This window comes from Limosilactobacillus balticus, from assembly GCF_014145615.1.
GTDB classification, from domain to species: domain Bacteria; phylum Bacillota; class Bacilli; order Lactobacillales; family Lactobacillaceae; genus Limosilactobacillus; species Limosilactobacillus balticus.
Window position 1 is genome coordinate 1 of record NZ_JACIVH010000012.1, and the last position, 12,826, is coordinate 12,826.

The window sequence follows — 12,826 nt, forward strand, 5'->3', positions numbered from 1 at the left end:
GGCACACCGCCGGCGTTCATCCTGAGCCAGGATCAAACTCTCATATAAAATATATAAGAACTTGAATAGCTCTCAATTATCTTTGTTATTAAGCGAATTGACTTCGCAAATGTTTTTGTTTCAAATCACATCGTGATTGAAGACCCTACACATTTGATTCGTCGAAACTTTGTTCAGTTTTCAAAGGTCTACCTGTTGGCTAACCAAGCAGCCAACCAACATACTTATTATAACATGTATCAGATTAGCTTGTCAAGAATAAATTTTAATTAATTTCGAATTTCTTTTGATCGATAACTCAATCAGCAACTTTATTAATATATCATGTCGTCAATCAGATGTCAACAATATTTTCAACTTTTTTGTTAAACCATCTCAACAGCACTTAACTGTTTTGACAACGATAACTACTATACATGGGTTTTGATTCCCCGTCAACTGTTTTTTCTAAAAAAATTAAAAAGTATTTTCAAGATCATATAAACAGTTAAAAACTTCAATAGCAACTAGGTCAATATCATCAAAACGAAAACGTTCATAAGGTCGATATCGAACAAAGATGAATTCTTCTCTACTATGAATATAAGTTACATCACATAATGGTATACCAAATTTTTCAAATGTCCGTTTCTGTCGATCTCTTGAATCATCGTTTTGCATGGCAATCAAACGTCTAATAATCACTAATAATTCTGATTCCTTCACAAGGATAATCCTCCTTCATACAAATAAAGGATCGTGTCTTCACACAATCCCTTTTTCTATCTTTTAACTTTATCCGGCTTTATAAATACCGCTACAATTCCGGCGAACATTCCAAAGTAATATGTAAGTAGTCGCCATAAGATCATTGCTAAAACTAATTTTGTATTTGAGTGAATAAAACTTGCAAAAAGGACGGAAAAACTATATTCGGCTCCCCCAGCTCCTCCTGGAATTGGAAAAAGTGAAATAATCATAAAAATTAAAACGTGCAAGCTGAGCACCATCACAAAATTAATATGATCAATTCCAAGTGCAAGCATAATAAAGTATGGGATTGCATAGTAAAAGAATAATTGAAAAATAGTTACTACGCAAACCTTAAGTAGCTTCTTATAATCTTGCTTCATTCGGAGACTCTCTTGGTAAAAAGTATCCACTTTTTCATTTAGGACAACTTTCATGTGCTCATATCGGTTAGCCTTCATAAAAATAGCAGCTGGTTTGATAACGAGGTTCATTAGTTTCTTAGTAAAACTATACCAGTACATTACCATCAATAATCCGACAATTACCGCTAAGTGGATCAAAAAGCCAAATATTACTAATAATGAAAGAGCATGGAGTTTTTCCGCAATAAAATGAAAACCAATTAACAAACTAATCAAGAAGTTAACAACAATCATTGCTTGAAATACAACAAACTTCATTAAAAGAACTGAACTTGCCAATCCTCCATCAACACCTGATTGAATCATTGCCACTAATTGCGCTGGCTGTCCCCCTGTCGAGAATGGGGTAATTCCATTAAATAGTTGTTCAATTAATGGTAATCGTAATGCATCCTTCCAGGTAAAACCATCATGACGATCATTCATAAAAATCTTTACGACAACCGCCTCCAAGCCTAAATATAAACAAATACAGCCAAGTGCAACGAGCATCCATCCCCAATTAATGGCAGAAACATCCTGTAACAATAGGTGGATGTTTGAGTTACGTAATGAGTAGCCGAGGATTCCAACTCCAATAATTAGCATTATGCTTAATACTAACCAATTTCGCCTGCTCACTAAGCATCCCCCTTTCGCGCTTGCTCCTGATAAAACTTAGTCCAAACATCTGCCAAATGTTCTTTTGAGTATTCCTTAGCAGCTCGCTGGGCCTGAGTTTGCCAGTGTGCTAGTCGTGCAGGATCATTGCGGAGTAACGTTAACTTCATTTGCATTTCATTAACATCCTTAGCAGGCTCATAATCCCCTTCGATAATAGAATGATAAAGATCAAGATCACGCAGCATTACTGGTGTCCCACAGCTAAAAGCTTCTAAGACAGACATCGGAAAAAGTTCATTATATGAAGGTAAAAGAAATAGGTCGGCAAGATTATTCAATTCGGCAATCTTATCGCGCGAAACAATCCCCGTAAAATGTAAATTAGTTGGTGGATTATCCACTACCTTTTTTAATTCACTATAGCCATCAGTTAATCGACCAAAAGAAAATCCTCCAGCCCAAAAAAACTCAACATCAGGATTTTGTCGAGCAAGGCGGATGAAGTCAGGAACCCCTTTTCGTTCTTGAACCTGGCCACTTCCTAATACCACAAACTTATCGGCAGCGATCCCATATTTTTTTCGGAGAGCAGTCCGCTTAACAGCTGAATATGGATGGAAACGGTCATTATCAACAAAGTTAGGAATATAAGTAATCTTTTTTTCAGGAATTCCATATGCTACTAACTGCTTGATAAAAGATGGATTTACAACTACTAACTGATCCATGCGCTTATAAAAGGCAATAATATAATGATAAAAAAGCCCGCGAAATGGTTGCGGGATTGTAAGGCTTCCTTCTAACGTCTCAGGAAGAAAATGCACATAGCCAATCTTTTGGCCCCTCTTTTTTGAGAAAGTTGATAGGTAAAAAAGTGGGTCAATCGTATGATAATGACTGATCTGACTCTTCCCATAACGGTTGATTTCAATTTCAAATTTGTCACTGCACTGGTTGCGCAACAAGTTAATTAGTTCAAGATAGGCACTTCCTACTCCTTGCCCCGCAACCTTATCTGCAGATGAAAACATTGTTATTTTAATCATCATTAGCTCCTTGGGCGGTGAAAAAGACGATGCGATTTTTCAGTTTGATTAAGTTCATCCTGGACGCTCATATCATTTTGACAATCCTGGTAGAACTGAACAACCTTTTCAACAAAGACTTCTGCTGAGATTTCATGTAGCTTTTGTTGCCGTTTCAACCTTGATTCCGAGTTTTTGGGTTGGTTAAGGTAAAATAAGACGCCCTTAACCAAGTCAGCGCGCTTTTGAAAACTAATGCCAATCGCTGCATCATCAATCAATTGGTCAGTATATTCACTACGCATAACCACGATTGGCAAATCCGAGGCAAGGGCTTCATCGTAAGTTAACCCTTGGGATTCAGAATCAGAGGCTGAAACAAAAACATCTGCCATTTGATAATAATGGTAAACTTCATCATTGGAAATCTCACCAGCAAAACTAATATTGTCATTAAGCTGCATTTCACGCACCTGACGCTCCAAAGTATGTCTTGCAGGGCCATCCCCAACAATAAGCAGTTGAGCATCAGGCTTGTGAGCAAGAATATCTGGCATTGCTTCAATCAGTGAGTGGATATTCTTTTCATATGCTAAGCGACTAAGAGAAAGTAGAACCGGAGTCTCTTCACGATAGCCTAACTTTGCCCTTAAATTAGCTATTTCTTCTGCTGAATCGCGTTTACTATACACCCGTAAATTAATCCCAGTCGGAATAACACGAATTGGTGACTCTACATGATAACTGGTTAAAGTATCCAAAACACGGTCACTTGGAGCAATAATCCCAGAAATATTTTTCAAATAGAGATGAGCAAGCCGCGCGACATCATTAGGCTTAAGGATATGACCATTCGCAATATAGTGAAGATAATCCTGATACATCGTATGGTAAGTATGGAGACAGGGGATATGTAAATGCTTAGCAACCGTCTTCCCCATAACTCCAAGCGCAAATTCAGTTTGATTATGAACTATATCTAATTGGAACTTTTTAGCAAGCTTGATGGCTCGAAATACGCCACGCACCGCAATTCGACGATCGGAAAACGAAACAAAGGGAATGCTTGCAAAGCGGTATATCCCATTTTCAACGTCATCATGTTTAGCCTTAGGATCAGTTGTCGTAAAAATATATACATGATGTCCCTGAGCAATCAATTCATCACGAAGCGTCTTAATCGAAGTCGCCACGCCACTCACCTGAGGGAAATATGTATCTGTAAAAATACCAATATTCAACCTAACTGCTCCTTTTTCATCATAAGTTTTCTAGATAATAATTAGTCATAACTGCTATTATACTAAAGCATTCACTGAACCGCAAAACAGATTTAAGTTAATTTAAATCTTCCTTCTAATAGTGACAAGACTCAGAAAGCCTGATTAAAATTTCTTTACAAAATCTTTTAATAATGAAAATTAAAAAATAACCCTCTTGACGTTGTATCCTATCAAGAAAGTTATTTCTATTTTATTAAAGTTTTACCTGCGGAACATATTCTTCCACTAATTTGCGAACTTCAGCAGCAGTTTCAGCATGAATTGCCCGGTGAACTAATGGCTGTAATTTTCGCGTGTTTAACTGGTTAATTAAAGAGCGAACGCGTAAAATCTGGCTACTGCTCATCGAAAACTCATCAAGCCCCATCGCCATTAATAAGGGAACCGCATAAGCATTATTGGCCATCTCTCCACACATTCCAACCCACTTGCCTTCAGCATGCGCAGCTTCGATCACCTGCCGAATCATCCGTAAAACCGCCGGATGAAGTTCTTGATAGAGATAAGCTACTTGCTGGTTTCCACGATCAACAGCAAATAGGTATTGGATAAGGTCATTACTGCCAATGCTAAAAAAATCAACATACTTTGCAAAATGTTCAGCCATAACTGCAACTGCTGGAATCTCTAACATCATGCCGACTTCAATATTTTTAGCAACTTGAATACCCGCATGCTCAAGCTTTTCTTTTTCTTCATCAAGAATCGCTCGTGCTGCTTGGAATTCTTCAATCGTGGCAATCATCGGAAACATAATGGCTAACCGCCCATAAACTGATGCACGAAGGAGGGCGCGCAATTGGGGACGTAATATTTCCGGACGTGCTAACCCAATTCTAATGGCACGAAAACCTAGGTAAGGATTGTCCTCATGAGGAAGAGCAACCATTCCCAATTTTTTATCTCCGCCAATATCAAGCGTTCGGGCGACTACCCGCTGTTCGTTCATTGCCGAAACAAATCTTTTATAAGCATTAAATTGTTGATCTTCAGTTGGCAATTCATCCTTACTCATATAGAGGAATTCTGTTCTTAAAAGACCAATCCCCTCAGCACCATCTTCTTGAGCATCAATAACGTCAGCAAATGTCCCGACATTAGCCCCCACTTCAAAGCGACGACCATCAGCACTCACGGTTTGCTTATCTTTTAACGCTCCCCATTTTTGCTGCTCCTGGATAAATTTACCAGCTAATAAACGGTAATGCTCAACCTCTTCCTTTGTTGGGTTGACAATCACTTTACCATGAATCCCATCTACAATCAGCAAGTCCCCATCGTGAATAATCGTAGTAGCATCCTTGACGCCAACGACAGCTGGTAACGAAAGGGTCTTACTCATAATCGTAAAGTGAGAAGTACGGCCGCCATTAGTTGTAACAATCCCCGCAACATATCGTTTATCAAACTGAGCGGTATCAGTAGGTGTAATATTATTAGCCACAAAGATTGCCCGGTGGTCTAAAAGCCCTGGGTCTGGTAAGGAAACATTCAATAGGTGACTCAAGACTCGTTTGGTCACATCACGTAAGGCAGTTGCTCGCGCATATAAATATTCATTATCGTTCTTGCGCTCAAAAACACTTAAATAATAATCTTCAACGCGTTTAACAGCCCACTCTGCAGTATCGTGATGGCTATTAATGCGGTCAATAATCTTCTTTTGTAAAGTCGGATCGTCTAAAATCGCAATTTGGGTATCAATAATCGTCACTGCCCGTTGACCTAGCAGCTCATGTGCCCGCTTAGATAAATGCTGAAGTTCGGTCTTGCTTAACGCAAAAGAATCATGAAGCCGGGCGACCTCATGATTCTCATCAGCTGTATGCTGTTTTTTTATAGATAGATCTGACTCTACTAACAGGTGTGCCGGAGCAATCGTAATACCACTACTAGCGGCAAGTCCGGTTAGTAGTATAGACATTAGTCAGTCAATCCTTCCTTCTTCATGGTTTCAGCAACGGTGTCCAAAGCTTCTTTTTCATCGTCACCATTAGCAGTAATAGTAACCTTAGCATTTTGACCAACACCAAGGGACATTACACCCATGATTGACTTCAAGTTTACACTCTTGCCTTCGTATGAAAGAGTAATGTCAGATGAAAACTTTGAAGCAGCTTGTACCAAAATAGTAGCTGGACGAGCATGAATACCAGTTTCTGAAGTAATTGTAAATTCACGTTTTTCCATATTAATCAGTCTCCTTCGAGCAGATATAATTAATTTATTATCAGTAGCTTGACCACTGATACACCTCGATAATTACATTTTAGCAATTGTAAGCGTTAAATACAAGGCTACATCTTGCGATTTATCGCTCTCTTAATTGATAAATAACTTTACCGCCTCGCTGCGCTTCGCCTTCAATTTGCGAACGATACGCATACGAGTGAAAAATTGGTTGAAATTGCCGAAAATTCTCAGGGGTAATTACAAAATGATCAATCTTTTTATTTCGCAAGTCATCCAACAATTGCTCAAAATTTTCTTCTGCCATTCAATCACCTCAACATAAAATTTTATTTTCTTATTATACACGAAATTACTTTCATCTTTCTATTTTAGCATTCATAGCTAAAGAGTGCTAAAATTAAAGTAAGCTGTTTTCGGCATTTCTAAGTAACTTAGTTATGCGGAAAATCGGTCTTTATTTAAGAAAATATTTAAGTTTTATGGCTTGCTTTGCGATAAAAAGTAAGTATAATATTAATCAATGGTCAAGAAAGGTCAAATCATTTCTTGATGAAACTATTTAGGAGGTATTAAATTTAGATGCAATGTCAATACTGTCATCAAAATCCAGCCACGATTCATCTTCAAATGAATTTTAATGGGCAACGGATTCAAATAGACCTCTGCCAAAATTGTTATCAAAAATTACAAAATCTACAAACAGATATGATGAATGGAGGTAACGGAATGAATAATTTCGGTTTTGGAAGCCTCGAAGACTTCATGAACGCAATGAACAATATGCAAAGTCAAGCTGCCGGTGCTAATGGTCAAAACATGAACGGCCAAGCCCAACGACAAGGTGGCGGCCGGAATGGAAAAGGAATCCTTGGGCAATATGGGATCAACCTTACTGACCTCGCCCGCCAAGGTAAAATCGACCCAGTCATTGGTCGTGACAACGAAATTAAACGAGTAATTGAAATTTTAAACCGCCGGACTAAGAATAACCCGGTACTGATTGGTGAAGCTGGGGTTGGTAAGACCGCCGTTGTCGAAGGCCTAGCTCAAGCAATCGTTAGTGGCCAAGTTCCTGAAAAGCTTGCTAACAAGGAAATTATCCGACTCGATGTTGTTTCCTTAGTTCAAGGAACAGGAATTCGGGGACAATTTGAAAAACGAATGCAACAATTAATGGAAGAAGTTCGTAAGAATAAGAATATCATCCTCTTTATTGACGAAATCCATGAAATCATGGGTGCGGGAAATGCTGAAGGCGGGATGGACGCTGGAAATGTTCTTAAGCCAGCTCTTGCCCGTGGTGACTTCCAATTAGTTGGTGCCACTACTCTTAATGAATACCGGAAGATCGAAAAGGATGCTGCTCTTGCACGGCGATTCCAACCAGTTGAAGTTGATGAACCATCCGTTGAAGAAACAATTCGTATCTTAAACGGGATCAAAAGTCGTTATCAAGATTACCACCACGTTAAGTACACAGATGACGCAATTGTAGCAGCTGCTAAACTTTCTGACCGCTACATTCAAGATCGTTACTTACCTGATAAAGCCATCGACTTACTTGATGAAGCGGGCTCAAAGAAGAACTTAACCCTTAAAAACGTGGATCCAAACGCAATCGAAAATGAAATCCACACAGCTGAAGCCCACAAGCAACAAGCAGCTGATAACCAAGACTATGAAAAAGCAGCTTTCTACCGCGATCAAGTTGCTAAGCTTGAAAAGGCAAAGAAAGAAGCTGAAGAAAACCATACTGAAGATTCTGCAACTGTTACCGTCAAGGATATGCAGAAAATCGTTGAAGAACGAACGAACATTCCAGTTGGTGACCTGCAAAAGCAAGAAGAAAACCAACTTCGCGACCTTGATAAGAAGCTTGACGAACATGTGATTGGTCAAACCCAAGCAGTGGACAAGGTTGCTCGTGCCATTCGTCGTAACCGGATTGGTTTGAACAAGTCTGGGCGCCCAATCGGTAGTTTCCTCTTTGTTGGTCCTACGGGGGTTGGTAAGACTGAAACTGCTAAGCAACTTGCTCTCCAATTATTTGGTTCTAAAGATGCCATGATTCGGTTCGATATGTCCGAATACATGGACAAGACCTCTACTTCCAAATTAATTGGGGCTGCTCCTGGTTACGTTGGTTACGAAGAAGCTGGTCAGTTGACTGAACAAGTACGGCGGCACCCTTACAGTTTGATCTTACTTGATGAAGTTGAAAAGGCGCATCCAGATGTTATGCACATGTTCTTACAAATTCTTGATGATGGTCGTTTAACCGATTCTCAAGGTCGAACAGTTAGCTTTAAAGATACAATTATTATCATGACATCTAATGCCGGAACTGGTGATTCAGAAGCTAGTGTTGGTTTTGGTGCTGAGTCTAACGGTAGTACCCACTCCATCATTGATAAGTTGACAAACTACTTCAAGCCAGAATTCTTAAATCGGTTTGATGACATTGTTCAATTCAATGCCCTCTCCAAGGATGACTTAATGAAGATTGTTAACCTAATGATTGACGATGTTAACAACATGCTTGCTGATAAAAACTTGCACATCGAAGTTACTAACGATGTTGAAGAAAAATTAGTTGACATGGGCTTTGATCCAAAGATGGGTGCTCGCCCTCTTCGCCGGGTAATCCAAGAACAAATTGAAGACCGGATTGCTGATTACGTTCTTGATCACAGTGACGCTCATAAGTTAGTTGCTAAACTTGATGATAATGGGGACATTGTTGTCGAAGAAACTGAAGAAGTACCAACAATTGCTAAAAAATAATTGAGTATAAAAAACGAGGCTGAATTTTTTAGCCTCGTTTTTTATATGCTCAATTTACTTCCAAACGACGGCGGACCTCCAATACTGGAAGAGCAACCATTGGAACAATAATAATCGCCAATATCAATTCTGCAAGTCCATTAGTCGCCATGACTGTTTCTAAAGCAATTAATAAATGCTTAACATTTACCCCATAAGTTTGCGCAACTGCTGGAGTACGATAAAATAGATAAATAAAGCCTAATACTAAGCCAGTATTAGTTAGGGCTCCTACTATTGCAGCACTTACTGCGGCAATATATTTTACTTTGAACAAACGACACATAAGGATAAAAGTATAGCCGGCTAAAATTCCAATCATAATGCGAGGAACAACAGAAACAAGCGGGTTAACAAAAACTAAGGGAGCAAGCGGACTACTTGGTGCAACAAATGCTCGCACCCAAGTCAAAAGCCCCCAAATACCACCAATAATCGCGCCATCAACGGGCCCCAACACGATTGCCGCAATAATGACTGTTACATGAAGGGTCGTAATACTAAGCGGCCCTAGCGGAATGTTGCCAAAAAATGGGACAAAATCTTGCAAGAGAATAATTGCGATAAAGATTGCTAATGTCGTATTGTGCCTAATTTGTTGGTGCCGAGTTTTTGCCATTTTTCTTCTCCATAAATAAATTTGAATAGGCTTATTGTAATAAAAAAATCGCCTATTCGCAATTCTCAAGAGAAATATGGTCGTTCCTTATCGTGTCAGCCACTAAAAAGCGCTATAATAATAGAGAATTAAGGTTACGGAGTGTTAATAATGATTGACAAGTTTAAAACTGGAAATCCTATCTGGGTTTACTATAATGATATCGATTCAGGAGCAAACCTTACCGTCCCGCAATTACTACGCGGATTCATCGGTCAAGAATACCAAATTGAACAAAAACAATTTCCTAATTACCGATATGTAAAGACTGAAGGTGAAACTAAGGGAACATTTGATATGCGACAACGAATTGTACACCTTTTTTATCGGAAACAAAATTGGGGAGAGGTCCAATCGATTGAAATGTACCTCCACCTCGATGCCCCTACACAAGTATTTGATACAGCGGGTGGAATGCCAGTCGGTGCTCCTCTCCCTGCTGATATTACGGTTAAATCTTTCCACCGGGTTGCGACTAAGAATGGTCAGTTTTGGTATGAAATTGGTGCTGATCAATGGATTAAATACGATCAAATGCACGTTGTTGACAACCCATTCAACCAGGATATCCGGAAAGAAAAATCAAAACTTATTAATAATTTAACAGTGATTCCCTTGAAGAATGTTCAGGCCAAAGTTGATTATCTCCATAATAAGTCAATCAATGTTTATGATGCGCCTTATGGAAATAAAGTGGCAGAGATTCCAAATGGCGAAACAATTACCCTAATTGGAAAATTAAACGATAATGATGAGATTACCTGGTACCAAGTGGGTCGCAAGAAGTATATTACTAGCAACTACATTCAAATTGAATATCCGGAAGATGATGAATAAAAAAGCGAGAGGTTGAGAAAAAGCAAAAGTCTTTTTCTCAACCTCTCCTATTTTTCCAAACAATAGTAAGATAACGTGGAACTAGCTTCGCATCGCCACAAGGCTCAAGGCTAATTCTCACTCACTTTAATTAATCCCGTCGTAATTGAATTTTATTATTAAAGAAACGCGCTAAAGCATAAACGATGATTAAGTAAATAACTAAGATTACCCAACCAGTAACGTTTGAGATAATTATTGATTTAAAGACACCACTAGCAGAAAGCGCTGGGATTAAGCCAACCAGTGAATAGGCTAACATCATCAATAATACTAAGCACGCCATGGGAAGCCCAATTCCTACAATCCATTTCCACCGACGATTTAATAAGGCAAAACCATTACCAATTGCCATCATCGTTAAAGAAAGGCTGAAGTACGATAATAAACTATGCCAAGCAGAAACAAGATCAAACGGTGTATTCATTAAACCCACAAGTTGGGCAATAAACCAAACTACTAATGTCATTAGGAAAAGAGATAAGATTCGTCCTTGCCATAGTGTTTTACGAGAAATACCGTTTTGAATTGCCCACTTAAAGTCAGTGTAAGGAGTTACAAGGAAAAGCGCCATTAAAAGCACGTTTAAGATTGATGAAGCAATGCTTGGAAGGGCTTGGAGGCTAACCAAAAAAGATTCAAGGTTGTCTGAAATAATTAATCCAAGCAGGTAGGTTATTAATGCAATTCCCAGCCCCCAACCTAAGGCAATTCCTGTAGCGTGACCTGCTTGTTGAAACATGGTTGAAATAACAAGGTTTCTCTTTTGATTTTCCATTAGTATTCTCCCCCATTCGTTAAGTAAATGAATAAATGCTGCAAATCGTAATGGCCAATCTTAACTTGATCAGGAATCACACGCTGGTCATCTAAGCGATCAAGTAAGTAGGCAGTCTTAATATTACCCATCATCTCTGTTTTAAGAATTTTTAAGCCTGCAGTATACTCATCAACCATTTTTTCCGGACCACTAATTGTATAAGCCTTGGCTAATAAACCTTCTGTATCCTCATTAATAATGATGTGGTGTTGATCCATGATGAGGACATGTTCGACTAATTGTTGAATTTCTTCAATTAAGTGGGTTGATAAGACAAAAGTTCGTGGTCGTTCTTGATAAGTCTTAACTAATTCTTTATAGAAGCTATCACGGTGATTAGCATCTAAACCTAAAATCGGTTCATCTAATAGAACGTAATCGGCATTGACTGCTAAGGCGACGATTAGCTTGGAGGCCGTCCGTTGCCCCGTCGATAAGTTAGTAATCTTCATCCGGTCATTCAAGCCAAAAACCTTTAAGAGATGATTTGCTAGATCATAGTCAAAATTATTATAAGCTGCATCGGCCAGGTCAAAGGTTTGACTGATCTTCATGTGACGTGGATAAAGATTAACTTCACTCATCAAAAAGATTTTGCTGAGGAGGTCATCATTGTTATTAACGTCTTCATTACCAATTTTTACTTCCCCGCTCGTTGGAAAAAGCCGGTTGCTCATAATATTAAGAAGAGTCGTCTTCCCAGCCCCATTCCGGCCAAGGAGACCATAAATTTTAGCGGGTTCTAGGGTAAATGAAATATTATCCAATACTGTTTGGCGACGATACTTTTTAACAATGTTTTTAACTATTAATTGATCCATCATTCTCACCTCGTTCGATTAAGTCTAATAAATGCTGCTTGGTAATCCCGAGCTTACCCGCTTCAACTAGCAAACTCTTTACATAGTCGTTATAAAAACTTTCTTTACGTTGTTCCATAATTTTTTGTTGTGCACCTTTTTTTACAAACATCCCTAGTCCACGTCGCTTTTCTAAGAGGTCTTTATTAACTAAAATATTCATCCCCTTAAGGACTGTCGCAGGATTGATATGCAATTGCTGAGAAAGCTGGGTCGTTGACGGTACCTGCGAACCTTCATCAAAGCCCCCAGAGAAAATCATCTCTTCAAGCTGATCAGCAATTTGCTGATAAAGCGGCGTCGAATCATTAAAGTCGAAATTCATAAGTGCACCTCCTTTTTCGTTTAACACTTCATTACTTGTGTAACTAAGTATATATGTTGGAGGATGATTTTGCAAGGGGAAAGTGATTTTAAATCGAGTAGGAGATAATTGATTATTTCAATTATCGACCTCTCACACCACCGTACGTACGGTTCCGTATACGGCGGTTCGACAACTTAATCACATTGAATTGACTGGAGCGTCTT

Annotated in this window: 13 protein-coding genes; 2 read left to right on the forward strand and 11 right to left on the reverse strand. The window is 38.9% G+C overall.

All coding sequences use genetic code 11. The features are described from left to right. Positions 1-456 precede the first annotated feature (456 nt). The 7 genes from H5S10_RS00040 to H5S10_RS00070 all read right to left on the reverse strand — a co-directional run bounded on the left by H5S10_RS00040 (position 457) and on the right by H5S10_RS00070 (position 6,562). A complete protein-coding gene (locus H5S10_RS00040) occupies positions 457-705 on the reverse strand; it encodes a YkuJ family protein (protein ID WP_003664336.1) in 249 nt (82 codons plus the stop codon). 56 nt (positions 706-761) lie between these two features. Then, complete coding sequence (locus H5S10_RS00045; RefSeq protein ID WP_085719729.1) at positions 762-1,775, reverse strand: lysylphosphatidylglycerol synthase transmembrane domain-containing protein; 1,014 nt, start codon at positions 1,773-1,775, stop codon at positions 762-764. Further along, on the reverse strand, positions 1,775-2,803 hold the full coding sequence (locus H5S10_RS00050; RefSeq protein WP_182588312.1) for a glycosyltransferase family 4 protein: 1,029 nt from the start codon (positions 2,801-2,803) through the stop codon (positions 1,775-1,777). Before H5S10_RS00050 ends, H5S10_RS00045 begins: the two co-directional genes overlap by 1 nt. Before the next feature lie 2 nt (positions 2,804-2,805). Next, complete coding sequence (locus H5S10_RS00055) at positions 2,806-4,023, reverse strand: glycosyltransferase family 4 protein (protein ID WP_182588313.1); 1,218 nt, start codon at positions 4,021-4,023, stop codon at positions 2,806-2,808. Between the two features lie 235 nt (positions 4,024-4,258). Next, positions 4,259-5,989, reverse strand: a complete 1,731-nt coding sequence (gene ptsP / locus H5S10_RS00060; protein ID WP_182588314.1) for a phosphoenolpyruvate--protein phosphotransferase — start codon at positions 5,987-5,989, stop codon at positions 4,259-4,261. Then, positions 5,989-6,255 (reverse strand): phosphocarrier protein HPr, encoded by a 267-nt coding sequence (locus H5S10_RS00065; protein ID WP_003664342.1) that lies wholly within the window; start codon positions 6,253-6,255, stop codon positions 5,989-5,991. The genes ptsP and H5S10_RS00065 overlap by 1 nt, the downstream gene beginning before the upstream one ends. A gap of 121 nt (positions 6,256-6,376) precedes the next feature. Next, the gene (locus H5S10_RS00070) at positions 6,377-6,562 is read right to left on the reverse strand and encodes a hypothetical protein (protein ID WP_153701509.1); all 186 of its coding nucleotides are present in this window, start codon (positions 6,560-6,562) and stop codon (positions 6,377-6,379) included. A gap of 275 nt (positions 6,563-6,837) precedes the next feature. Here H5S10_RS00070 and H5S10_RS00075 point away from each other — a divergent pair, with 275 nt between their 5' ends. Continuing rightward, positions 6,838-9,042, forward strand: coding sequence for an ATP-dependent Clp protease ATP-binding subunit (locus H5S10_RS00075; protein ID WP_182588315.1), 2,205 nt, complete (start codon positions 6,838-6,840; stop codon positions 9,040-9,042). A gap of 49 nt (positions 9,043-9,091) precedes the next feature. Here H5S10_RS00075 and H5S10_RS00080 read toward each other — a convergent pair whose 3' ends face one another. Beyond that, positions 9,092-9,700, reverse strand: coding sequence for an ECF transporter S component (locus H5S10_RS00080; RefSeq protein ID WP_182588316.1), 609 nt, complete (start codon positions 9,698-9,700; stop codon positions 9,092-9,094). Positions 9,701-9,850: 150 nt separating this feature from the next. Here H5S10_RS00080 and H5S10_RS00085 point away from each other — a divergent pair, with 150 nt between their 5' ends. Beyond that, positions 9,851-10,576: a MucBP domain-containing protein gene (locus H5S10_RS00085; protein ID WP_003668586.1), complete on the forward strand. Its 726-nt coding sequence runs from the start codon at positions 9,851-9,853 to the stop codon at positions 10,574-10,576. 130 nt (positions 10,577-10,706) lie between these two features. Here H5S10_RS00085 and H5S10_RS00090 read toward each other — a convergent pair whose 3' ends face one another. From H5S10_RS00090 to H5S10_RS00100, 3 genes are read right to left on the reverse strand one after another with little or no spacing between them, the layout of a single operon-like run. Then, complete coding sequence (locus H5S10_RS00090) at positions 10,707-11,393, reverse strand: hypothetical protein (protein ID WP_019253670.1); 687 nt, start codon at positions 11,391-11,393, stop codon at positions 10,707-10,709. Further along, entirely contained in the window at positions 11,393-12,259 is an 867-nt protein-coding gene (locus H5S10_RS00095; RefSeq protein ID WP_182588317.1) for an ATP-binding cassette domain-containing protein, read from the reverse strand. Before H5S10_RS00095 ends, H5S10_RS00090 begins: the two co-directional genes overlap by 1 nt. After that, the gene (locus H5S10_RS00100; protein ID WP_003664355.1) at positions 12,237-12,620 is read right to left on the reverse strand and encodes a GntR family transcriptional regulator; all 384 of its coding nucleotides are present in this window, start codon (positions 12,618-12,620) and stop codon (positions 12,237-12,239) included. The genes H5S10_RS00095 and H5S10_RS00100 overlap by 23 nt, the downstream gene beginning before the upstream one ends. Positions 12,621-12,826 lie beyond the last annotated feature (206 nt).